The 25,111-nt window shown below is 39.4% G+C and carries 18 protein-coding genes and 1 riboswitch; of the genes, 4 read left to right on the top strand and 14 right to left on the bottom strand.

The annotated features are described in order from the left end of the window. Positions 1–10 precede the first annotated feature (10 nt). The 5 genes from C9J46_RS11950 to torC all read right to left on the bottom strand — a co-directional run bounded on the left by C9J46_RS11950 (position 11) and on the right by torC (position 7,863). The gene (locus C9J46_RS11950; protein WP_107206419.1) at positions 11–1,714 is read right to left on the bottom strand and encodes a nickel-dependent hydrogenase large subunit; all 1,704 of its coding nucleotides are present in this window, start codon (positions 1,712–1,714) and stop codon (positions 11–13) included. Between the two features lie 3 nt (positions 1,715–1,717). After that, positions 1,718–2,854 (bottom strand): hydrogenase small subunit, encoded by a 1,137-nt coding sequence (locus C9J46_RS11955; RefSeq protein WP_107206420.1) that lies wholly within the window; start codon positions 2,852–2,854, stop codon positions 1,718–1,720. A gap of 442 nt (positions 2,855–3,296) precedes the next feature. Further along, on the bottom strand, positions 3,297–3,944 hold the full coding sequence (gene torD, locus C9J46_RS11960; RefSeq protein ID WP_107290944.1) for a molecular chaperone TorD: 648 nt from the start codon (positions 3,942–3,944) through the stop codon (positions 3,297–3,299). A 131-nt stretch (positions 3,945–4,075) separates the two neighbouring features. Next, on the bottom strand, positions 4,076–6,604 hold the full coding sequence (gene torA / locus C9J46_RS11965; protein ID WP_107206422.1) for a trimethylamine-N-oxide reductase TorA: 2,529 nt from the start codon (positions 6,602–6,604) through the stop codon (positions 4,076–4,078). Positions 6,605–6,696: 92 nt separating this feature from the next. Next, positions 6,697–7,863 carry a pentaheme c-type cytochrome TorC gene (gene torC, locus C9J46_RS11970; RefSeq protein ID WP_107206423.1) on the bottom strand — a complete coding sequence of 389 codons (1,167 nt, stop codon included), beginning with the start codon at positions 7,861–7,863 and terminating at the stop codon, positions 6,697–6,699. A gap of 201 nt (positions 7,864–8,064) precedes the next feature. Here torC and torR point away from each other — a divergent pair, with 201 nt between their 5' ends. Next, entirely contained in the window at positions 8,065–8,778 is a 714-nt protein-coding gene (gene torR, locus C9J46_RS11975; RefSeq protein WP_107206424.1) for a two-component system response regulator TorR, read from the top strand. A 572-nt stretch (positions 8,779–9,350) separates the two neighbouring features. On the opposite strand, the gene panP is transcribed toward torR, so the two are convergent. Both panP and C9J46_RS11990 read right to left on the bottom strand, forming a co-directional pair. Next, entirely contained in the window at positions 9,351–11,018 is a 1,668-nt protein-coding gene (gene panP / locus C9J46_RS11985; protein ID WP_107290945.1) for a pyridoxal-dependent aspartate 1-decarboxylase PanP, read from the bottom strand. A gap of 149 nt (positions 11,019–11,167) precedes the next feature. Further along, positions 11,168–12,139 (bottom strand): DUF2860 domain-containing protein, encoded by a 972-nt coding sequence (locus C9J46_RS11990; RefSeq protein WP_107206427.1) that lies wholly within the window; start codon positions 12,137–12,139, stop codon positions 11,168–11,170. Positions 12,140–12,797: 658 nt separating this feature from the next. Between C9J46_RS11990 and C9J46_RS11995 the strand changes: the two genes are divergently transcribed. Together C9J46_RS11995 and C9J46_RS12000 are read left to right on the top strand one after the other, a co-directional pair. Beyond that, positions 12,798–12,887, top strand: coding sequence for a YnhF family membrane protein (locus C9J46_RS11995; RefSeq protein WP_107206428.1), 90 nt, complete (start codon positions 12,798–12,800; stop codon positions 12,885–12,887). A 126-nt stretch (positions 12,888–13,013) separates the two neighbouring features. After that, complete coding sequence (locus C9J46_RS12000; protein WP_107206429.1) at positions 13,014–14,264, top strand: patatin family protein; 1,251 nt, start codon at positions 13,014–13,016, stop codon at positions 14,262–14,264. A 45-nt stretch (positions 14,265–14,309) separates the two neighbouring features. Here the strand turns inward: C9J46_RS12000 and C9J46_RS12005 are convergent, their stop codons facing one another. The 7 genes from C9J46_RS12005 to C9J46_RS21800 all read right to left on the bottom strand — a co-directional run bounded on the left by C9J46_RS12005 (position 14,310) and on the right by C9J46_RS21800 (position 23,383). Further along, a complete protein-coding gene (locus tag C9J46_RS12005; RefSeq protein WP_107290946.1) occupies positions 14,310–16,742 on the bottom strand; it encodes a VolA/Pla-1 family phospholipase in 2,433 nt (810 codons plus the stop codon). A 36-nt stretch (positions 16,743–16,778) separates the two neighbouring features. After that, positions 16,779–18,023, bottom strand: a complete 1,245-nt coding sequence (locus C9J46_RS12010) for an outer membrane protein transport protein (RefSeq protein WP_107246979.1) — start codon at positions 18,021–18,023, stop codon at positions 16,779–16,781. A 407-nt stretch (positions 18,024–18,430) separates the two neighbouring features. Further along, a complete protein-coding gene (locus tag C9J46_RS12015; protein ID WP_107206432.1) occupies positions 18,431–19,336 on the bottom strand; it encodes a manganese-dependent inorganic pyrophosphatase in 906 nt (301 codons plus the stop codon). A 256-nt stretch (positions 19,337–19,592) separates the two neighbouring features. Then, positions 19,593–20,597, bottom strand: coding sequence for a GGGtGRT protein (locus C9J46_RS12020; RefSeq protein ID WP_107206433.1), 1,005 nt, complete (start codon positions 20,595–20,597; stop codon positions 19,593–19,595). A gap of 65 nt (positions 20,598–20,662) precedes the next feature. Further along, a complete protein-coding gene (locus tag C9J46_RS12025) occupies positions 20,663–21,355 on the bottom strand; it encodes an iron-sulfur cluster assembly scaffold protein (RefSeq protein WP_005368217.1) in 693 nt (230 codons plus the stop codon). Between the two features lie 221 nt (positions 21,356–21,576). Beyond that, a riboswitch (Fluoride riboswitch) is annotated at positions 21,577–21,644 on the bottom strand. Positions 21,645–21,800: 156 nt separating this feature from the next. Next, the gene (locus C9J46_RS21795) at positions 21,801–22,571 is read right to left on the bottom strand and encodes an EAL domain-containing protein (RefSeq protein ID WP_233217745.1); all 771 of its coding nucleotides are present in this window, start codon (positions 22,569–22,571) and stop codon (positions 21,801–21,803) included. Positions 22,572–23,059: 488 nt separating this feature from the next. After that, the gene (locus C9J46_RS21800; protein ID WP_233217746.1) at positions 23,060–23,383 is read right to left on the bottom strand and encodes a hypothetical protein; all 324 of its coding nucleotides are present in this window, start codon (positions 23,381–23,383) and stop codon (positions 23,060–23,062) included. A 188-nt stretch (positions 23,384–23,571) separates the two neighbouring features. On the opposite strand from C9J46_RS21800, the gene C9J46_RS12035 reads away from it, so the two are divergent. After that, a complete protein-coding gene (locus C9J46_RS12035) occupies positions 23,572–24,849 on the top strand; it encodes an alpha/beta fold hydrolase (protein WP_107290947.1) in 1,278 nt (425 codons plus the stop codon). The last annotated feature ends 262 nt before the right edge of the window (positions 24,850–25,111 follow it).

Below are 25,111 nucleotides of genomic sequence, written 5' to 3' on the forward strand. Positions count from 1 at the left end.
AATTCCTTCCTTACACTGCTTGTGCTGGAATACGGAATTCACTCAAAGATTGGCCTTTGTAATCCATCACGTGTACTGAACACGCCATGCATGGGTCAAATGAGTGGATCACACGAAGAACTTCAAGAGGCTTAGTTGGATCTTCTAACTTTAAGCCGACTAAAGAAGCTTCATAAGGTGCAATTTTGCCGTTGCCATCAATTGGGCTTGCGTTCCATGTGGTAGGAACAACCGCTTGATAGTTTTCAACTAAACCGTCTTTAATACGTAACCAGTGACTTAATAAACCACGAGGCGCTTCAATCACACCTACACCTTTGTATTCTTTTTTAGGATCAATGGTTGGTTCAATGTACGTAGTTTGATCTGAATTTAGGTTGGCGACCATAGATTCAAAGGTAGTTAAACCATTACGTGCAATGATCAAGGTATGAAGCATACGTGCTGCTGTACGACCTAATGTAGTGAATAGGGCACCTGCTGGAAGTCCTGTTGTTTTTAAGAACTCGTTAACAACTGGTACAACGTATGGATTACCTTTTGCGTAGTTCACAGCAATAGTCGCTAGTGGGCCTACTTCAACAGGTTCGCCGTTATAGCGTGGCGATTTAACCCAAGAATATTTACCGGCTTCGTTAATTGTTGGACGTTTACCTTCTAAGGTGTCACGTTCAATAAACGGAGTGTGCTCAGGAATCGTTGTACCATCAAATGGGTGCTGTGGTTTATCAGCGTTGTACCATGAGTGGGTCACGTCTTCAGCAATCAGGCTAAGATCAACATTTTCTGCTTTGGTTAGATCTTTATTACGAATAACACCGCCAGTAAATAGCTGATCTTCTTCGTTTAGTTGAATAGATTCACTACACATGAAAGTGCTAACGTTACAGCCGCCTAATACACTTGGCTCTTTGCCAAATGCCGCTGCCGCCATCAAAATGTCCGCTTGGTAGGCACGTTCAATAAATTCAGCGACATGAACAAACTTTTGTTTAAACTCTTGTAGGCGAGCAGGATCTAACATGTCACGAACACAAGTTACACCACCAACAACAATAGATTGTGGGTGCGGGTTTTTGCCACCCCAAATTGCCATCATTTCAGCGCCAATACGTTGAACTTCAAGTGCTTTAAGGTAGTGAGATAAACCAATTAGGTTTTGCTCTGGTGTAAATGCATATGTTTTGTTGCCCCAGTATGCGTTAGCAAATGGGCCTAACTTACCTGTGTTTACTAAGCCTTGTACTTTTTCTTGTACTGCGCGTAGTTCACCTTCACCCGCGGCCATTGGTATTTTTGACCACTTCATTGCTTCTTGTGCCGCTTTTGCAGGATCGGCACTTAATGCAGAAACCACATCCACCCAGTCAAGGCCGTGTAGCAGGTAGAAATGAACAATGTGGTCGTGCATTTCAAGTGACGTTAAAATCAAGCTACGAATGTATTTCGCGTTAATAGGCACTTGGGCATTAATGGCATTTTCAACCGCTAATGTGCCACATAGGTAGTGTGATGATGTACATACACCACAAATACGCTGCATTAATAGGCCTACATCATAAGGTGTACGGCCTTTCATGATGATCTCTAAACCACGGAACAGGGTAGAAGAGGCATAAGCTTTTTCAATAACATTGTTAGCATCAAGTTCAACTTCGATGCGTAAGTGGCCTTCGATACGAGTAATGGGATCGATTACGACACGCTTGCTCATGAATTATTCCTCGACTTTCTTTGCAAAAATACTACTCACTGCGTGAGCACCAATACCTATAGCAGTAACGCCTAATGTCACAGCGCCAATGGTATCGGCAGTGGCATCTAAACCATGTAAAGGTTGACGGCTTAATGGTTTTTCGAAATACGCCATTTCATCCCAAAAATCTGGTTCAGAACATCCAATACAGCCATGACCGGCAAGAACAGGCCAACTTGTGTGCGCGTTGAAACGCTCAGTAGGGCAGTTGTTGTACGTGTATGGACCTTTACAACCCATTTTAAATAAGCAGTACCCTTGCTTTGCGTTGTCATCACCAAATTCAGTGACAAATTCACCGGCATCAAAGTGACCACGACGCTCACAGTTATCATGCACACGTGCGCCATATGCCCACTTAGGACGGTTAAACATATCAAGAGCAGGAAGACGACCAAACATAATGTAGTACATCAATGTACCCGTGATGTTGGCTGGGTTTGGTGGGCAACCTGCAACATTAATCACTGGACGATCAATCACGGCACCTACGCTTTTCGCACCCGTTGGGTTAGGACGAGCTGCCTGTACACCACCGAAAGAAGAACAAGTACCCACACAAATAACGGCTGCTGCATCGTTAGCCACACGCTTTATCAGTGACATACCGGTTTCAGCTTTGCTGCCAAGCGTAAGATAAATACCGTTATTAGCAGTAGGAACCGCGCCTTCTGCTGCTAATAGGTATTTGCCTTTGTACGCTTTCATTGCGTTTTCGAGGTTTTCTTCAGCTTGTTGACCAGCCGCTGCCATTAATACTTCTTGGTATTCAAGAGAAACATGTTCAAATAAAAGGGTACTAATATCTGGCGTGGTTGTACGTGTTAGTGATTCAGAACAGCCAGTACATTCTGCAAGACTTAACCAGATAAGAGGCACGCGATCGGAAAGCTCTGCAGCTTCTGCAACCATGGTGCTAAACGGTAAAGGTAAAGCCAGTAGGGATGTAATAGTGGCACTCCAAATCATGAAGTCACGACGGGTAATGCCATTTTGTTCTAATTTATCTTTGAATGATTCCTCACGAAGAGGTTTCATTGCTCGTAACTCTGCAAGACGCTTCTTGCCTAGTTCGAAAAGGGCTGCATGCGAGTCCATCTATCAACCTTGTTTATTATGAATACTTATACGCTAAGGGAATAGCGTACAGATCTTATGCTTGTAATGATGAGAGATGATTGATCTATATCAGATTTTTGATTTTTGTATGACAATATAAAAAATCAAAAATGGCGGGATGCATAAATAACTCATTGATATTCTTAATGAGAATTCTTTTCATTAATTCGCGGTGTCAATGGTGAGCTTAAGATTTTGAAATTTAAAGATTAAAAATATCAACGTAATAAGTGGTATTGATTTCAAATGCGAATAATATGCTTGAATATGCAACTTAATTTTCGGATAAAAAATAAATAATATTTAACCGAGAGAGGAAAAAATAGAAAATTAGAAGTATTTAGTTTTTTTTGTGTATTTGAAATGCAGATAGAAAAAACCTCAGTCGATACTGAGGTTTAATTATTAACATGTTGCTTGATTATTCACCGGCAAGGAAAGCCGCATCAAGTTTACAGAATGCCAATAATAAATTAGCCGCTGCAGCATAGAAGCCAAATTGATCTCGGCTTTGACACTCTTTCACAAACAGTGGTAACCAGTTAAGCAGCATAGTGTTAATAAAAGAAAGCTGTGCTTGCATTAGCTCTTCACGCTTTTCTTCAGTTTCTTGCTGGTTTGCCATGATGATAAGGTTACCCATGAAATCCAATTCAACAGCAAGGTGATCGGCTGGCTCATTGAATTCTTTACGCTGTGCAATCGCGTAATCATTCATTAGTACATTCATATCTTGTGCTGGCTTATCGTTAAGTAAACCAGAAGTACCTACATACATAGATGCGTAAGGTAGCGCGCCTGTTTTTGGTGTACTTAAGAATAAACCACAGAAATCTGCCGCTAGCTCAAGTTGTTCATCAGGACGTGTGTTTGATTGATTAATTACTTCGCGAAAAGCTTCAACGGGGGCTTTTAATTCCTCGGTCATGCCTAAGCCTGAAAGGAATGTGTACATTTCACCACCGTGGTATTCATGTAGATCTGCATCAGTGAGTTCGCGAGCGAAAAGTGATGACATCCACCAGTAGATCTCTGCACGTTGTTCGTTGAAAGCAATAAATTCTTGCATTGTCACTCCAGACAGATAAAACACATTCAAATATAACTTAAGACATTATATTGGAATCTATTTTAAAAAGGTGAAATAAAGGCGATGAATTTTCGTTCATCGCCTTATTTTAATCAACTAGCTAAGTAAAATTACTTATCCATAGCAGGGAACAGTGGGTCGATACCTTCTTCATAGATAGGACCGTTAAAGCCTGTTACTGCAGGAACAACACCTGTGTACTTCTCGATCTGAACTAGGGCAGCAGCTGCAGATGTTGCTTGCGCTAGGCTAGAAGTACCGATGTCTTCTGTTAATACGTTTGGATCACCGTAAGTACAGATAGTACCTACTTTACCGCCTTCTAATGGGCTGTACCATGCGCCTTCTTGTAGACGACAAACACCTGGTAGGTAATCATCTGTTACAACAGCACCTGCTAATACCTGACCACGGTCGTTGTATACACGTACGATATCGCCAGATTTGATACCACGAGCAGCAGCATCTTCAGTGTTCATGAAGATAGGCTCACGCTCAGCAACAGCGTAAGTCGCACGGAAATCCGTTGACGAACATAGCTGTGAGTGTAGACGATCTTTCGGGTGCGTACTCTGCATGTTGATCGGGAAGCGATCAGAGCGAGGACCACCGTGGCTACGTTCAGTCTTTTCAAACCACATTGGGTGACCTTGACAGTCTTTGTAACCCATATCTGCGATAGTCTTACAGTAGATTTCGATCATACCTGAAGACGTACCTAGTGGCTCAAGGTCAGGTTCTTTACGGAATGATTCGTGGCGAACCCACTCTTTACCCGCAGGGAACTCGATGAAACCTTCACCTTCCCAGAACTTCTTGAAGTTAGGCATACGAACGCCTAGACCACGGCCTTGTAGACGCGCACCGTTGTAGATCTCTTCAATGATTTCCATTTGCGTCTTACCGCCAGTGAATGCTTCTTCGCGGTTAAAGCGAGAACATAGCTCACGGAAAATCTCAAAGTCATCTTTCGATTCGTACATTGGCTCAACAATCTTACGAAGGGCAATAATACCTGCGTTAGAGTGGTTACCGTACTGTTCGATATCGTTACGCTCGTAAGTTGTTGTTGCAGGTAATACGATATCTGCAAAACGACAAGTTGCTGTCCACTGGTGCTCAATCGATACAACAGTTTCTAACTTAGTCCAAGCCTTGATCATCTTATTACGATCTTGGTGGTGACCAAATGGGTTGTTACCACTGAAGATCGCCATCTTCATAATAGGGTACTTAATCTTCTGACCATTGTAGTTAATGGTCTTGCCTGGGTTGTCGATACAATCAACAAAGCGAGCAACTGGAATGAAAGTAGAGTAACCGTTAAATGAACCGTTATGAATTGGAGCAACACCTGTAACACCACTAAAGCCTGACATTAGTGGACCATTCGAGGTGATTGAACCTGCATCATTGTAGTGCCAGCCGAAACCGAAACCACCACCAGGTAAACCGATTTGACCTAGCATTGCTGCAAGTACAACGAGCATCCACGCGTACTGTTCGCCGTGCTGCATACGTTGTAGACACCAGCCACCGATGATTTGCGTACGGCCACTTGCCATTGTGCGCGCAAGAGCACGGATATCATCAGCTTTGATACCACAGATCTTTTCAGCCCACTCAGGGTTCTTAACAACACCGTCAGTCTTACCAAGAACGTAAGGCATGAACTTATCAAGGCCAGTTGTGTAATCAGCAATGAAGTCTTTGTTGTATAAGTTTTCAGTGTATAGCGTATGTGCAATAGCAAGCATTAATGGAACATCAGTCTGTGGGTTAACACGGATCTGCTCACCACCAACCACTTTTTGTGTGCTAGAAACCACAGGATCGACGTAGATCACTTTGATTTCTTTATTCTTCACTTTCTCTGCAAGTTGATCATAGTACTGGTATGGGCTGTGGTCTGGTACTAACCAACCCACTTGCAGGTTTTTAATTGGGTCAGATGCCCAAATAACGATAGTGTCAGTGTGCTCAAGTACTAGTGGCCATGATGTTTGTTGCTCGTAAACTTCCATTGCGCCAGCAACGTAAGGAAGAATTACCTGAGCAGCACCTGTTGAGTAGTCACCCATCTTACCTAGGCTGGTACCGTGAAGGCCAACACCACGCTTCATCATGGTACCTGCGTTATGCAGTTTACCCACTGATTGCCAGCCTGTGTGACCAGAGTACAGTGCACTTGGACCGAAGTTGTTCTGAACACGCTCCATCTCATGGTAGAAGAAGTCTAACGCTTGAGACCATGGCACACGTACAAAGCGGTTATTACCACGCTGTGTTGTATCTGACTTGTAGCCTTGCTTTAGCCAATCAATACGTACCATTGGGTATTTAACACGTGCAGGGTTATAAACCACTTCACGTACCGCCTGGATCATATCTGTTGGGTTCTTGTCTTTTTCAAATGGCGTTGTTTCAGTCCAAACACCGTCAACAACTTTAGCGCGGAATGCACCCCAGTGAGAGCCAGATAACACTTCGCCAGAAAACGCTGCTTTTGCTTCTTCTGCAGCCATTGCTTTACGAGGAGCAAGAAGGCTAGGACCTACAACCGATGCAGCACTTGCCATTGCAAGGCCAGATAGGAAGCGGCGGCGTGAGATGCCAGTTTTATGAGTTTGAGTCGCCATATGTTGGAGAATCCTTAAACTTTAATTTTTATCGATGGGGCGGGGATAGTGATATCACCCGCCTATCATTTATTTGTTATTAGGCTGCAGGATTAGTGCGCCCCTGCACCGCCTGTATCGCTACCGTGGTTCTGAAGATATTTCAGTAGCGTACGTTCTTCTGTCTTAGACAGACGGTAGTAAGAGCTCATGGCTTTCAGACTTGCGATCCAGCCATTTGCAGTAAAATGGCCTGGTGCTGGCGCCGCGTGACAAGCGTTACAAGTAGAGCCGTACATTTCTTCTGCATAGTTCCAGATAGGCTGGATGCTATCGATCATGTCAGCTTTAGTAATCCATGCTTGTACTGTTACGTTCTGCCATACGATGTCAGTTGCTGGATCAGTTTCTTCCTTAATAATTTTCTCGTTAGCTTTAATGTCACCACGGATAGTCGCTTTAAATACGCGCTTACCCATGTATTCTGTCATAACGCGACCTTTACCCGCTTTCTCTAGCCAGCCGTTTACTTCAACTTTTAGCATGTCGCCTTTACGTTCAAGTACCGTTACTTCAGACGCTGGTAGTAATTTACCTTCTGATTTAGCGTTAGCATCGTCAGTGGCGAACATATCTTTCTCACCAAGAGAGTAAAGCTTGTCAGCGGTTGCACCTTGTGCAGCTGCTTCTGCTTGTAGGCCTTGGAAGTCTTTCTGGAAGCCGCCAGCCATGTTTGGTAGTTCGTGTGCAATACCTTTGTGACACTCGATACAGTTCATGTCTTTTGCAGCAGCGTCTGTCATTGCAGCAGCAGCTTCAGGTGATTGTTTAGCGTGATCCATTGCAGAGTAATTGTGACAGCTCTTACAGGTACTCGAATTTTGCTTTTTCATTCGATCCCATACCATTTGAGCTAATTCTAAACGGTGCTCTTCAAACTTTTCAGGCGTATCAATCTTTTTAGTAATAAATTGGTTATATACATCTTTTGATGCCATCAGCTTAGTTTGAACCATACCAACTAAATCTTTAGGTTGGTGACAGTCAACACAATCAGCACGAACACCAGAAGCGTTTTTAAAGTGAACAGATTCTTTATACTCATCGAAGTTTTGCTGCATGGTATGACAACCGATACAGAATTCATTGGTTGATGCGTGCTCAAAACCTTTATGTGCAGCAAAGATACCAACAAGGGTGATAACAATACCAACAAATACAAGAGCAAGAATCGAATACTTGCTACTTGGTTTTGTCAACATCTGCCAAAGTTTTTTCATGTTGAATGATTCCATTTAAGAATGAATGCCCACCGTAAGCTACGGTGACGTTATAAATTTTATGGGGTAATCTTATGTCCACGATGTGAATAAGGTTAACGGTACGAATGAATAGCAAACTCATGTTTATGACAAATTGTGAATAACTACGGTTTGTGCTAACGTTTCGTAAGAACACCTAAAAAACTAAAAGAGACAAACATGACTCATCACGTACTTGTTGTGGAAGATGAAATTGTTACCCGTACTAAGCTGGTCGGGTATTTTGAGAATGAAGGATATAAGGTTAGCCAAGCGGATAGTGGCGCACAGATGCGAGAGATCATGGCGACTGAAAAAATCGACCTCGTCATGCTTGATATTAACCTTCCTGGCGAAGATGGTTTGATGCTTACACGTGAGCTTCGTAGTCGCTCTGAAGTGGGTATTATTTTGGTCACAGGACGTACTGATAGTATCGATCGAATTGTGGGTTTAGAGATGGGTGCAGATGACTATGTCACTAAGCCTTTTGAGCTTCGCGAACTCCTTGTTCGAGTAAAAAACTTGTTGTGGCGCATAACCTTAGTGGAAAAAGCACGTGACGAAACGTTGGTCGAAATGCAAGAAGATAACATCATTCGTTTTGGCGAATGGCAGTTCGATATTAACAAACGAGCGCTGACTCATAATGGTCTTCCAGTGAAGCTAACTAAAGCTGAATATGAGCTATTAGTTGCTTTCTCTTCACACCCAAATGTGGTGCTAAGCCGTGAACGAATTTTGAACATGTTAAGCCATCGAGTAGAAGCGCCAAACGACAGAACCATCGATGTTTTAATTCGTCGTATGCGCTCTAAAATGGAGCTAGATCCAAAGAACCCACAGATTTTTGTTACCGTTCACGGTGAAGGATATATGTTTGCAGGGGATTAATTTCCTTCAATACTAGATATAACTGATATCAAAAATTGCATATTGCAGTGAAACATTTTGAAATAAAAAGGCCATATCATTCGGTGATATGGCCTTTTTTCTAGAAAAAAATGAGCTAATTTCTTGATATAAATCAATCAATGAAGAGGTGTCTTTTTGCTTGTTTTTTAACCAAAAACTGTAATTGTTAACCATTCTCAAATGCATACATTTATTTAAACTTTTCATTAACATTAGTAATGAGAATAAAGAACAACATTGAGATCATATCGTTAACAACACAAAAAAATAATGACAGAATGTGAATAAGGCAATTTATTGAACAGTGCTCAAAATAGAGCAATGAATACTTATCTTAGAAATAAGAAACACTATGCGATAGATGAAAGTAGATATTTGGCCAATTATTGAAGCTATTCATACTACAATAATGTGCTGTTCATAGTTGATTTGCAGATTATTCATAAGATAGACATAGAATTTTTTGATTGTTAATGGTTATAAAATGCAAAAAGCCCAGTAAAACTGGGCGTTAACACTAAATAATAAAAAAAATAATATAGATAAACAGCTTATTTATATCGATTTGCGGTCTTTTTTCTCATTATTTCTGCGGTTAAGTTTTCTATTTTTGGCAGACTAATGGTACTTTCTTTTGCTAATTGACGTTGTTCGCTTAGCACGTTTTGTAAGATGGTCTCTGTCGTGAGTGGGTTTGCTAATACGACACGGAACACAGTTGTTATCTTATGCTGCCATTTTTCCGGTGTAATGCGGGTACGAGATACAAATGATTTACCGGATTCACGCTGACGTTTTTGGATGAACTTGGTTAAGTCATTAAGTAACTCCAGTAATGTTTCGCGCTCTTCATCTGTAGCGATTAACAATGCTTCTTGCGTCGCTTCCGGAACATAACGGTAAGTCAGCAAGCAAAGCTCAGGCTCAGTAACTAACTCAAAATCTATTTGTTGTTTAATTAAATCAGCAAAATAACGTGCATTTTCAATACTATTGTTAATCAACAATTCATAGCCAGGGCGACTAATTATATTCATGCTAGCGTATAGTAACATAGCCATACCGCTTCGTGACCCTTCTAAGGTGTGACTACCTAAATCTTTCGATCCTTTACGCAAAATATATTCAGCATGATGTTCAATTGCCGTCATGAGCTCTGGGTTTTTAAAGATCACCATGCCCGCACCCATAGGAATATACAACTGCTTATGAGCGTCGATTGTAATAGAGTCGGCGCGTTCAATCCCTTTCAATAAATGACGGTACTTATTAGACATTAATGTCGCGCCACCCCAAGCTGCATCAACATGGAAATGACAATCGTGCTCAGTGGCAATATCTGCTAATTGATCTAAAGGATCAACATTGCCTGTTTCTGTTGTGCCTGCAATACCAATAATGGCGAAGGGTTTAATGTTACGCTGTTTCAGATCAGCTAACGTCGACTGTAGGTGGTCGATGTTGATACGGTTATCATCATCAGTTTTAATTGAAATGAGGCTATCTCGACCAATGCCTAATACATCTGCTGATTTCTTTAACGAGTAATGGCCACGTTCAGACACTAAGATCGCTAAATCTTCATAGCCGTAGTGCTTCATAGCACGAAATAATCCTTCTTGGGCAATACCTTTAAAATCCCCGTCAGGTTTTAGGACTGTATTTCTTGCTACCCATAAGGCTGTGATATTAGCAATCGTACCACCAGAACAAAAAGCACCTAAGGAATGGTCAGCACTATGCATCCATTGCTGATAGAAGCTTTCATTTTCATTGAAGATGAGCTTATGAAGCATCCCTAAAACTTGTCGCTCAAGTGGAGTGAAAGCTTTAGAGGTTTCGATTTTTACGAGATTTTGATTCAGCGCGATCATGATTTTAGAGAGCGGCATCATGAAGTAAGGCAGGGCAGAAGTCATGTGACCGATAAAGCTTGGCGCTGAGGTGTGGACTGATTGCGAAACCAGCTTATTTAATAGAAATTGGGTATGCTCGGAGACAAAGCTCGGTATTTCAGGGATTGCTGGATCGGAGAAGTCTTTCTCTATTTCGAGTAGTGGTTTTTCTGTTGCAGCAATGTGAGTACGCAGAAATTCATTTAAGTTTTCTGATAGCTCTTTTTCGATCATACCCAGTGTTGAATCTGGGGCTTCCGGTACTGTAAAAATTCGATGCAGAGATTCTTGTGATGCATCGGCAGTGCGATTATTAACAGCCATAATACTCAGTAACGTTTCTTTAACTTTGGTAAAGTGCTGTTAATCTAATAGAAAAGTAGTGTTATGTCTCGTAAAATTTATGGCTCTGTATCATAACAGAGCCATAATTTTCATCGCTTACAATGAAGAAGGGATGGCATTTATTGTTGTTAGAAGGTGTAGTTCATACCTAAGCTAACAAGCATAGTATCTGCATCATAGAAGTTGATATTTGATTGTGTGGTGTTGTAGCCCACTAATGAAACAACGCCCCAATTCTTCCAACCAAATGGTTGTTTGTATTCATAAGCTAGGAAGGCACCTAAACGGTCTTCTTCTTGTTTCTTATCAAAAATAGGGTTTTCTGCATCAAACAAAGCTTTCTTATAACTTAAAGTAAAAGCTAGGCTTGAACGCTGGAAGAGTTGAATAAAAGTGGCTGAACCCCCAAAAATATCGGCAGACATTGCTTTACCGTCAGCATCAATACCACTGTAGTTTAATGCGGTACGAAGCATTTGTGTTCGACTCAGTGGAAGTAGGTGGCTTCCTTCTACAAAAAAGAGTTTTGCGTTTCTATCTAGTAGATTTTGATCGATAGCTAAGCCTTCTCCACTTTTTTCTTGATCTACTTCATAACGACCATATGCAGTATCTAATGAGTACATAGAGCCAGCAATATTGTCCCACTGCGCACGTACCGCTTTCACATTACTTCCTGTTTTTACACGTGGCTCCCCTGTTAAATAGGGGTTTTGCCATGTTTTTAATTCTAATAACCCAGGAATGTAACTTAACGAAACAGTGCCGTTTCCTTGAAGTTGTTGGCGAAAGCCAAGTTCAGTATGGAAACGCCCTAAAGCGACATCAGAACGATCAGTACCAAAAAATAATTGCTGTTTAGCATTGCTGAAAGTATATGAAAGTGTACCAAGTGGGGCGATACGTGTGTGACCTTGATCATCACCTGATGAATTCAAATTTGAGGTGGTGGCATTATCAGAATCAAACTGTGAATTTGTTTTAGTGTATGCAGCCAAGAGCGAGATATCACCACTGATACCTGGTGTCCAATCCACCGGTTTTGCAACGGTATTAAAACTGGCAACTACGGTAACTAAACCAATATAAATCGGTTTCATTTTAAGCATCCTTTTCTTCAATTATTCATTACTGTGATAATGGTTAACGTAAGGAATAAAAATAAAGTTTAAATATAGATTAATTTTATAATAGCGATGGATGTTATTAAATCGAAATACAGTATTTTGTTGTTTATTTGATAATAGATTTATTTATTCAATGGAAATTGGGATGAAATGTCACCGCACTACGTTGATAATTGCTCTTATTTTATAGGAAGGTGTGAAAATAAGAGCAATATTTTAAAGGGCTATTTGCATGTTACTGCAACTAATTTCTGCTTTTTCATTATAGCTATCTAATGACTGTTTGATATCGATAGGCGGCGTTAATCACTTTGCAAATTCCGCTGTTAGCACTAAAACCATAATAAGCAGTGCTGTCGCAAGTTTCATTTGATGTCCCTGCTAACATTTGTTGAAAGCAAAATGTAATGATTTCAATGGCGTTCCAACCCAAGAAAATAATGTGCTCACTTCTACTATGTCATCAAACGATAGTCCGTGATGACAGTGGACAATTTAATGCAATATACAGTATTGATATTAATGTGATAATTATCTTAAATTCTGTACAATTTAATTGATAACAAAGCTGTAACATAACTATACTGTGATTAACAAAATGTTACATTTGAAAGATTTTAAGGGGCGAAGTATGGATAGTAATTTGAAACTTGCTGTAGTTACAGCAACAATGACGCTAACGACAATCTTTAGTTACGCAGCAGTAGCCTTATTAGCGTAATACAATGGCAAGTTAAAAAGATAAGATAGAGCTTTAATTTCTTTAACTTGTTTTTTATAAGCGATTCCAACTCTTAAATTAAATACGTATATTACGTCAGAGTGTTTTCTAACCTTTGGGGGAGAAATGAATTATCTGCCGTTTAGTTTGAGTGCTTTTGATGAAGAATCGATATCACATTTTTCATCACGGCTTTTTGATGCACATAATAAGAAAATAGCATTAGTTGTTCAGGGTGGGGGACAGCGAGGTATTTTTTCGGCTGGTGTTTTAGACAGTTTCTTAGCACACGAGTTTGATCCTTTTGCTTTGTATATAGGCACATCTGCAGGTGCTCTCAATTTATCTTCATTTATTAGCCGTCAGCCACGTTTCGGCTATCAGTTTATTCAAAACTATACGACAACAGATAAATTTTTTAGCTTGTATAAGTACTTAAGCAAACAACAGCCAATGAACCTTGATTGGGCGCTGCAAGTCGTTTCTCCTACTGGCGAATTAGCCCTCGACTTTCATACCGCGAAAAGAACCCTACAACATCGACAGGCATTCGCCTGCGCAACACGTAAAGATACCCTTGAAGATATTTATATGCCGATGTACCAAGATGATTGGTATGAAGTTTTGCGTGCGAGTTGTGCTATTCCTGTTTTATACAATTTACCTGTTAATATGAATGAGCTGGAATGGGTTGATGGTGGTGTGAGCGCTGCGATACCGGCTAAAGAAGCATGGCGTCGAGGGGCTGATCTGGTTATTGTGATTCGAACTGAGCCTCTTGATCATGACAATCATGCCGATAAGGGGATCTTTGATGACTGGCGTGAAAGTGTTGAAACTTACTTACCCTATTATATTAATAAGCTTAGCCTTAATGAATCGGTAGATAAAATTAAAACGGTTCATCATGAATTAAGTCACCGTTTTGAACAGTGGCGAGAACAATACCGTAACGACACTATCGATATTAAAGATAAAGATGATATACAGAAAGAACTTTCATATTTGGATAGTAAAAGTAAAGAGGCATTGAAGCTGCCTATTTTTGGTAATAAAAGTTGGCTATCACATATGAATATTGAGCGTTTATTAAAATTAGCGAGGCAGAGTAATAATTCCGACGTAATTGAAATGTTACTTCAATATTACAAAACTCACCAAGATATGAATGATTTTTTAGTGAATCCACCCGATGGGTTACAAGTTATCCAAATAGCGCCTGAAAAGTCATTGAAGAGCCGAGCCCTATTGAGTAGCAAAGATGATTTAGAAATGGATTATCGAGAAGGAAAGATAATTGGACGTAAGTTTGTAGATTGTTTTTCAAATATTTTAAATGAAAAAAGCAGTTTAATGCAGTACATGCGAAATGAGTAAACCGAGTAAGAATTGCTTACTCGGCTATTGTCTCTTTGTTATCTATTAATCATAAAATGAAGTAATAACACTGCCATTATTAATAGTAAGCGATGTTCCTTTACTATTAATAAATGAGGCGATAACACTCTGCATTTCATTTGTTGCAGCAATACTTTGTTCTGTTGCGGGCTGTGATAGCTCGGATGGATTCAGAGGTGTAAGCACTGAACTGTGATATCCACCCTCAAATCTCACCGCTGTTTTCAGAGGTGACCCTGTTACAGACTTGAGTGTTTGAGTCAATTGTAGTGGTTTTAGAAGTGGCGTAGTTCCTGTAAATGGTGAATAAATTGGATCCGTGCCTTGTGTTGATTTATTTGGAATCACCATATCATTTTTCATTTCTTCTAATAAAACAGCGGTTGTTTTTGGAATAAATGAAGCGTGATTTATTGGATCTGCTGGGTCCATGACGGTTTGCGCGGCATAGGCAAACTTATTAAAATTGTCATTTAAAGTATCGAGTGTTATTTGGGCCAGTGAGTTCCCTGAATCTTTACTTGTATTTAGCTGTGCAATATAGCTCTTAAAACACAATGCAAGATTTGTGTTACCACATTGTTTAGAGAATGATGGGTTAGTCGCGTCAACTATTCCACCTTTAATGAGATCACTAAAACTTGGCGAGTTTAGTAGTAAGTATGGTATTTCAGCACCTGGGTTTGCGAGTGCAACGGTATCAATATTAAATAACGTTTTATTATACTGGTCATTAAATACAGTTCTGTTCGCGATGTCTGCGACATCAACACCGGTAATAGCGCCAAGAGAGTGACCAGCAAAACTTACACCATTATTAAGAGATAATGCTGACAGTTGTTCCCCTAATTCACTAGGATCAGAGTCTGTTATTACTTTGCCTATGATTGCACGCAAGTTAACAACATCAATAACACTTTGACGTAAATTATCTCTAGCTACAGCAAGATCTATAAAGTTTAGAAACATCTTTGGATCTTCTGAAGCGTTCTTACCACCGACACCTCGAGTACCATGAAGAGGTAAATCAATAGCAAAAATAGCTCGACATTGATTACCAATAATTTTGTCAGGTAAGCTTGGATTCGAATAAACAAATTGCTCTTTATTTGATGTTACACCGTGTTGGAAAATCGTCACGCTGTAACCTGACTGCTTACATTTTTCTTGGTTTTCTTTGTCCAACTTCGGCATGATTAAATTATATTGTACTGCCGCAACTGATTGTAGTTGGGGAACAGGACTATAACGAGTGATCAATCTTTCTGGATCGAGTTGCTTACCATTAGCTAGCGTTAACTTTTGACCTTTCAGTGCTGTTAGTACTTTAATTTGTGTCGCTTTATCTGTTGCTACTTTTGCAAGATCTATGTCAGAGATATGTAGATCTGAAAGTTGAGAAGCAATCGCGCGTTTATCAGCTTCACTACCGTTAGTCAGAATATATTTAATTTTCGCAAGGCTTGGCATATCACTTTTCCAAGGGCTGACTAAATATTTCTCTGGTGCGTTAGGGGCTGAGGATATTTTATGGCTGTCTGTAGATAAATAATAAGGAAGAAAAATGGTTCCAGTATAAATCTCATTACCAGCAGGTGTTGTTGCTCCATCTGCTCCACCAAGTTGCGGTCGTGTTATTTTATAGAGATTATCTTGGTTTGCTATGTCGTCACTAGCAATCACAGGCTCATCTGTTTCAATTTGTTTTGAAATTGTCTGTAGAGTCGCCATTTTTGCAGCATACAATACATCGCCAACAGATAATGTGGTAAACCATGAAGAGAAAATGATATCCCGTTTTTTAACGATATTATGGAATGCTTCCTCTGTTGCATGGGTGATCTTTTGAGCTGGAATTAATGCTTTGGCTGGTGGCGTGCTATCAGCTTTTAGTAAAGCGTAAGAGTTGCTCATACCTACCGCTTTACCATTTACATCTTTAAGATCATTTGTTAATGCAAACATATAGTTACTTGATGGATCCAGAGGCTTAAGCAGCATTACAATTAAGCTATTGCCAGAAACCGTCACCATAAAGTCCCCGTTTTGCTGGGATAATTGTGTAGGCTGTGTGGTATCGTCAGGGTTGGTAGGATCGCCTGATTTAATTAAGTAAAAGCTATTCGCTGCTGTTGCAGGATCAAGTGCCTTACCTTTAAAATTAATCGTAATAGGCTGAGTTGTACTCCAACCATCGGTTTGTCCCATTGCGATTTCAGGTGCAGTTGCGCCTTCACGTGTCGCTAATGTGCCATCTTGTGCATCCATACCTAGATAGCTAGGGATCACAATGGTTTTATTAGCTGACAGTAAATCAAAATCAATTTTTGTTTCTGCTTTTAAGCTGTCTGCAATATCAGGATCAATGGTTGGTTTAACGGTCGTTTGACTACCGCCACCACAACCAACCATGCTTAATGCAGACGCGACGATTAATGCGATTGAATTAAATTTCATTTTATTTATTCCAAATAATTAATTAGTTACAACGCATTAAAAGCGATAGTTAAGCTGTGCAGCGACAAGATACGCTTTACCACGAGAGGTAAACGTACTGTTATCTTCAACGAAGGTGGCTTTCTTACTGTGAATGTATGAAAGACCCATATCGACAGAAAGATCTGGGTTGAAGTGGTAAGTCGCACCTGCTGAATACCAGTAACGATCAGTATCTGGAATACTTAGTGTTGCTTGGCCTGCATTTTGGTCAAGGGCAAAACCGTAACGAAGTGTCCATTCATCATTCATTGTGTAAGTCGTACCGACAGCCCAACGATAGGTATCTTTGTAATTTTCTTTTTTCAGTAAACAGGTACCAACTTGACCATTAAAGCCTGGCTTACATTGTGAGCTAGTGGCACGAATTTCTTTAAACTTGTTGTATTGTGTCCACTGTAAGCTATAGCTGATCGCCCATTGTGAATTTAGTTGATGGAAACCAGAAAACTCTGCGATAGCAGGGAGCGGTAACGAAAGGTTAGCAGAAACAGTGTTATGTGGTTTACCGGTTATTGAGCCTAAATAATCGGTAAAATCACCATCAAAATTAAGATTAACTTGTGAGCGGTAACTTAGGCCAAAACGGTTATTCTGATCTAATTCATAAAGTGCGCCAATATTCCAACCCCAGCCCCAACTTGTGCCTTTTAAGTTGATTGCATTGTCACTTGGTTGACTATTAGGAACCGCCAATGAAAGTACACCTAAACGGCGATCAAACTCGGCATTAGCATAAACAAGGCTAACACCGCCGCCAATGCTGAAGTGTGGATTTAAACGGTAGGCAATATTTGGATTAAAGTTGAATGTTTCAAGGGACGTTTTGCCTGCCAATAACCCTGCGTTGAAATCGTTAGGGTACTTTGTTGTTACACCGTAATTACTGAAAAGTGCAAGACCAACCGCGACTTTGTTATTGATTGGTTGAATATAATAGCCCGCAGGAACAAAGCTAACGGGGGCGATATTTTTTGCGCCTTGATCAAAGCTATGATCGTAAATATCAACAGAAGGTATGACAACACTTGCTACGGTAGAAACTTCTGCGTGTTTAAATAAGGTCATCGCGGCAGGGTTGCGAGCTAACACGGCGGCAGAATCAGCAAAGGCAGCATCGCCTGCGTAGGCACGACCTAAACCCGCAGCTGAATGTTCTGATACTTGGTAGCCAGCAGCATAGCTTTGACTCGAAATGGCTAGACCAATAACACATGTAATATAACGTTTTTTAATGGACATTAACTGTCTCTCTTTTTATTAGCTTCTTGCTCTTCCATTGGGGTGCTAAATGGCGGCATTATTTTTAGAGAGAGAAGTATATGTATACCTAAAAAGAATACTAAGTAAATTTGACAATTGTCACATAAATAGCGTTTGTTTGGCTGTGTTTTATTCTTCACGTTGTTTTTTTATACAAATAAAATGAGCTTAAAATTAAAGTATTTGCTCTAATGTCAGTCGTGTAAATTATAAATTGTTTAAAAAAAGGACAAAAATAAAGAAGGTCACTGTATTGGCTTCAGAAAAAAATGACAGCTAATAACGATAGTTTATATCGATAACTATAGAATGTGTTGGAATAAAAAACGCGATAAGAGAGAGCTCCTATCGCGTCATATTTGGTGGCTAGTACTAAAACCTAATAATTAAGCAAGTACTGTTTGTAGCCAAGGCCAGCCTTGTTTCTTACGGCTTAGCGTATTTTCCATCATTAGAACGCCATCTTTTGCATGCGCGTCTAAAATGTTGTTCCAATCACCAGTGTAAAGTAGGCGAGTCGTACTTGTTGTAATATCTGTTAGCATTAGTGCTGCCATCGCTAAACCTTCTTCGTCACAACGACGTTGTAGATCTGCTTGAAGCTCTTCAATCATGCTGTCAACTTGCTCTAGTGTTGCAAGTTCAATTTGACCAACAACAACGTCACGGTCGTTGAAAGGGTAGCCTTTAAGATCTTTATCAACTAATTGCGCAGCAGTAAGACCTTCAATGTCAGTCTTTGCAATTAGTAGTGCTTTAATGAATGCTTCAAGATCTTGAACATCAGCAATTTGAGCAAGCTCGTGTACTGCGTCTTTATCTTTTTGTGTACATGTTGGCGATGCGAAGCCAACAGTGTCAGATAGGATTGCAGACATCATAAGAACAGCAAGTTCACGTGTGATTTCGTGGCCTTCAATCTTAAATAGGTTAAATAGAACAGTACAAGTACAACCTACAGGCCAGATCCATGCTTCCATTGGATTGATTGTCATTACATCACCTAGACGGTGGTGGTCAACAATACCTACAACTTCAGCGTCTGCTAGGTCGTCAGGTGCTTGAGCAAGATCAGAGTAGTCAACTAACCATACTTTCTCGCCAGCAACACTTGTACGTAGCTCAGGAGCTGCAACGCCAGCAAGTTCAAGGATGTGTTGAGTTTCACGGTTCATTTCGCCTTGACGAATTGCTGTCGCTTCAAGACCACGTGCTTTAAGAAACGCTGTACAAACTAGTGCTGAGCAAATGCTATCACTATCAGGGTTTTTGTGACCTACTACTTGGATCATGATGTTTCCTTAACTAAGTCATGCAATAATATTTAACTGAATGACGTAATACGATTTAACTTAATTACAGCCGATTATACCTATAAGCCTGCTTTTTTATAGGTATAAGTGTTATCAAGTTTATTGAGTACCGAGGATTTTAGAGATTTTTTTCTTATATTCAACAAAATTAACAACTAGCTGAAAAAATAAAGGCATGGTTAATTAAAACCATGCCTTTTATCGTTATTTGAAGATAAAGATTTTAAATTTCTGCTTACGCGGTTTGCGCTTGCTCAATTGCTACTGCAACAGCCACTGTTGCACCAACCATTGGATTATTACCCATACCAATTAAGCCCATCATTTCTACGTGAGCAGGTACAGATGAAGAACCAGCAAATTGAGCGTCAGAGTGCATACGACCCATGGTGTCAGTCAGGCCGTAAGATGCAGGACCTGCCGCTACGTTATCTGGGTGAAGAGTACGACCAGTACCGCCGCCTGATGCAACTGAGAAGTAATCTTGGCCTGCTTCTAGACGTTCTTTTTTGTATGTACCAGCCACTGGGTGTTGGAAGCGAGTAGGGTTAGTCGAGTTACCTGTAATAGAGATATCAACATTCTCGCGGTGCATAATCGCTACACCTTCACGCACATCATCAGCACCGTAACAGTTAATTTCGCCACGTTGTGTTTGAGAGAAGCGACGTTCATTAACGATTTCAAGTTCACCAGTCGTGTAGTTGAACTGAGTTTGTACATAGTTAAAGCCGTTAATACGCGCAATAAGGTAAGCTGCATCTTTACCCAAACCGTTAAGAATAACACGCAATGGGTTAGTACGTACCTTGTTTGCGTTTAGCGCGATTTTGATTGCACCTTCAGCCGCAGCATAGGATTCGTGACCTGCTAGGAATGCAAAACACTGAGTTTCATTGCTTAGAAGACGCGCACCTAGACGACCATGACCTAAACCCACTTTACGTTGGTCAGCAACAGAGCCTGGGATACAGAATGCTTGTAGACCTTGGCCTAAAAACTCAGCCGCTTCAGCCGCTGTTTTTGCGCCTTCTTTTAGTGCGATTGCAGCGCCTAGAACATATGCCCATGATGCGTTTTCAAACGCAATTGGTTGGGTTTCTTTTACGATATCGTAAGCGTTAACACCTTTATCTTCGATGTATTGACGCGCTTCTTCAAGTGAAGAAAAACCATATTGTTCTAGAACGGGTGTGATTTGGTTAATACGACGATCAAAGCTTTCAAATAATGCAGCCATGATAAAATCCTCAATAAATTTAGCAAATTAGGTGTAATTGAATATATGGATAACAGCTTGGCTGATTATTCGTGACGAGGATCGATTGTGCGAACCGCTTCGTCAAAACGACCATATTGACCTGTTGCTTGTTCCATTGCTTGATCTGCTGGAACACCTTTACCGATAGATTCCATCATCTTACCGATGTTAACGAAGCGGTAGCCGATGATTTCGTCGTTGTCATCAAGTGCGATTTTAGTAACGTAACCTTCAGCCATCTCCATGTAACGAGGGCCTTTTTCACGAGTACCGTAATGCGTACCTACTTGGCTACGTAAACCTTTACCAAGGTCTTCTAGACCAGCACCAATTGGTAGACCGTCTAAAGAGAAAGCTGTTTGTGTACGACCGTAAACGTATTGAAGGAAAATTTCACGCATTGCAACGTTGATAGCATCACATACTAGGTCAGTATTTAGTGCTTCAAGGATAGTTTTACCAGTGATGATTTCTGAAGCCATTGCTGCAGAGTGAGTCATACCTGAGCAACCGATAGTTTCGATTAATGCTTCTTCAATGATACCGTTTTTCACGTTTAAAGTTAGTTTTGCAGCACCTTGTTGTGGTGCACAAGTACCACAACCGTGGCTAACACCAGAAATTGCAATAACATCTTTAGGTTGTACCCAGCGACCTTCAACAGGAATGGGTGCAGACTCGTGATGTGGACCACGAGAGATAGGACACATATTTTGTACTTCAGTTGAGTATTGCATTGCTCTGCCTCACTAGACACCGCGTTACTAATTATAAAACTCAGAGTAGGAAAGAGTTGTATAACGCTCAGCCGTGTTGAATTGATAATTCTTTATCGAGCAGAAAATAGAAGAGGACAAAAATGAAATAACAACGCGACGAATGCAAAAATTAATATAATTAATTAAAATTATAAATATCCATTTAAACAAATACACGGTCCTCGACGATTTAAAGTCGAATGTTGTTAGACGTCATTATCCTTTATTGAAAGGCGGTTAAAGGAGGAACATCATCTCCCGCCATAAAACCTATTATTTATGGCATACGATATAGAGATATAAATATCTCTTTCTCTGATAAGATAAATATACGCTTTTATTCTAATGCCGTGTAATTTAAAAAAAAGAATAAAGATTTCATATATGAAAAAACTGAATGAGAATAAATATCATTATATTCTCGTTAGTCTCTAATGATTATCTTTTTTAAATTGTTATTAATATATTTCTCTAAATCAGAAAAGGGCATTGGTTTTGCGTAATAAAAACCTTGAATTAAAAATACGCCTTGGTCTCTTAAATAATTGACTTGTTCTTGTGTTTCCACACCTTCCGCAATCATGGTCAATTTTGCTTCTTTTCCAAAGCTGATAATAGCGTTTAATATATTGGCTTTAACGTCACAAGTACCGATTGTATCAATAAACATTTTGTCAATTTTTAAGGTGCTGATGGGTAACTCTTGAAAGTAGCTAAAGCCACCGAACCCCGTTCCTGCATCATCGAGCTTAATGGAAATACCATGGTCAATTAATCGCTGCATCACTTCTTTGGCTGAGGTTACGTTTGTGAACTGAGTTCTCTCGGTTACTTCTATCGCAACACGGTGATTAGACACTTGCGCTGAAGATAATGTGTTGAGTAATTTTGTTGCAAACGTTTGATTTTGAAGTTGACGCGGTATGACATTAATACTGATATAAAAGTTGTCATGGATGTTATTTAGTTTTGAAAGATCCTCGGCTACTTGTGATATTAAAAGATCTGTTATCTCGTAAATTTGTTTATTCTGTTCGGCAATATCAATAAAGTTAGCAGGAGAAATAATTTCACCATTTGCTTTACACCATCTAATTAAGCTCTCACAACCGATAATTGAGCCTGTCATTGAATTAATAATAGGCTGGTAAAAAGGGATAAACTCTTTGCGTTTAATACCCCGTTCAATAGCCATTTTAACTGTTCGTTGTTGAGGGCGAAGGCTTAAAAATATACATGTAATAACAAGTAGAATGCATAAAAAAACATTAACCATTAAAAGTTCTGAATGAACAATATCCGTTAATCCTTTTTTAGTTACAAAAACTTCAAGATAAATGTTTTTTGTCAGCTTTTTTTTAAATTCATGATAAAAGATATTTTTTTTAATCTTCGACTGGATTTGAATTTTTTATCCTTATAAATAATATTAATAACAACATTATTATCATTTGTGTTATTAAAATAAAGTTGACGATTTAATGGGTCGGTAATTGTGATTAAATGGGTATCATTAGGCAAATTACGAATTATTTTCAAGCGACTGCCTAAATATGAAGTAACCACATAGTCTTCAAGCGTGATTGCATTTTCTTTATTGTAGTTATCACTTATAGGTGAATTTATCCCGTAATTTGAACAACTACTGTGAGGAGTGAACAGTCCAAGATAATGAATGTTACTCTACAAATCATTTGCTAATCGCATTTCTTTAATATCATGTTTTGAACATGTAAAAGTTAGCTTTGGTATTAACTTTTCTATACCTGTAGATAGAGCAACCCCCTCATTATCAGAAAGGTAAAATGTAGGCACTAACGCGTCTATGCCTGAGTCAAATACCATGGTATCCGGCTCATTGGCTTTATTTTTTAAATTGACACGATTATACAGTCCATATTGGAATAAACTAACTTTTATAAAATACTGCATTAAAAAGATAGAGCCTAAACCTATAATAAGAATTATAAAAGGTTGCTTCCAACGAAGTAATAAATTGTTATTCATGATATTTAAATTAGCATCGATTCTAACTAGGTATATTCTATTATTCTTTAGCTGTTTGTTTCAAATATAAATACAATTATTGAATAAATGACTAGAAAATTAGCACTTGTGGTTATATATTTTAACGGTTATATAACCTTATGTTAAATATTGTATTATTAATTGACCCAATAATGGAGTTGCAGTAAATGCAAAAAATATATAAAAGTGATGGTTTACTATTTAAATCACATTGGTTTACTGTTCCGCTGAATTATAGAGATTCATATCAAGAAAAAATTACTGTTTATGCTCGAGAAGTGGTGAAGCAAGATCATGAAAATGATGATTTACCGTGGTTAGTTTATTTACAAGGAGGACCTGGATTTCCATCGCCACGCCCGACGGGCAATTCAGGTTGGCTTAAGCAGGCATTAACAAAATACCGCGTATTACTGCTTGATCAACGAGGTACAGGGAAAAGTACTCCGGTTTCTCATCAAACTTTGTCTGATAAAACACCAGAGCAGCAAACAAACTATTTAAGTTATTTTCGCGCTAATAATATTGTTAAAGATGCTGAATTTATTCGTGAAGCATTAAATATTAAACAATGGGCTATTTTGGGGCAAAGCTTTGGTGGGTTCTGTGCATTGCATTATTTATCTTATTACCCTGAGTCATTAACACGTGCTTATTTAACGGGTGGTATTCCACCGATAACAGGGCATGCTGATAACGTTTACCGTGCAACTTATAAACGTGTACTCGGTAAAAATAATAGTTTCTTTTCTCGCTTTCCTAATGCACAACAGCAATGTGTCGATATTGCTAATTTCTTATTGGACAATGATGTTCGGTTACCTAATGGTCAACGATTTACTGTTGAACAATTCCAACTGTGGGGGATTAATTTAGGTCGAGGTGGTGGTGATTTAGCGATGTACTACATGCTTGATGAAGCTTTTGTTGAAGTTGGTGGTCAACCTGAGTTGAGCTACAGCTTTTTAAACCAAATGTTATTAGAGCAAAGCTATCAGACAAATCCTATCTACGCTATTTTGCATGAATCTATATATTGCCAACATGAAGCGTCGAGCTGGTCAGCGCAACGTGTACGGAGTGAATACCCGCAATTTAATTACGCAAAGGGAGGGGATTTCTTCTTCACAGGGGAGATGGTCTATCCGTGGATGTTCGATCAACTGCATTGCTTACAACCACTAAAGATTGCGGCAGAATTACTTGCAGTGAAAGATGATTGGTCTTGCTTATATGATGCTCAGCAATTAGCGAACAATACCGTTCCCGTTGCTGCTGCTGTCTATGTTGATGATATGTATGTTGATTATGATTTAAGTTGCCAAACACTAGCAGGGTTAAATCAGGCTAAAGTGTGGGTAACAAATGAATATGAACATAATGGGTTAGGTGTTGCTGGAGAAGTTATTTTATCTAAATTAATGACGTTAGCCGATAACCTATAAAATAGTTGAGCAAATTGCTTAGGTATTATTTGTGTTATAATATAACATATTGATTATGGTACACGTGAGTTCCTGCTGCACAGTACGATAAATTTAACCTGTTGGTGATCTTTTTAAACGATTAATCACGTATTATCTTTGTTTAAAGCGCAGTACTGTTGTCATGTGGTAATTTTCGCTATTATTCACAAGTTGAAATTAAGTCGATAGTCATCATAAGCAATAGCATTCCTTATGATCGAGTATTAGAAAATGCTTAGGA

Origin of the sequence: Photobacterium sp. GB-36 (assembly GCF_003026135.1) — a bacterium.
GTDB lineage: Bacteria > Pseudomonadota > Gammaproteobacteria > Enterobacterales > Vibrionaceae > Photobacterium.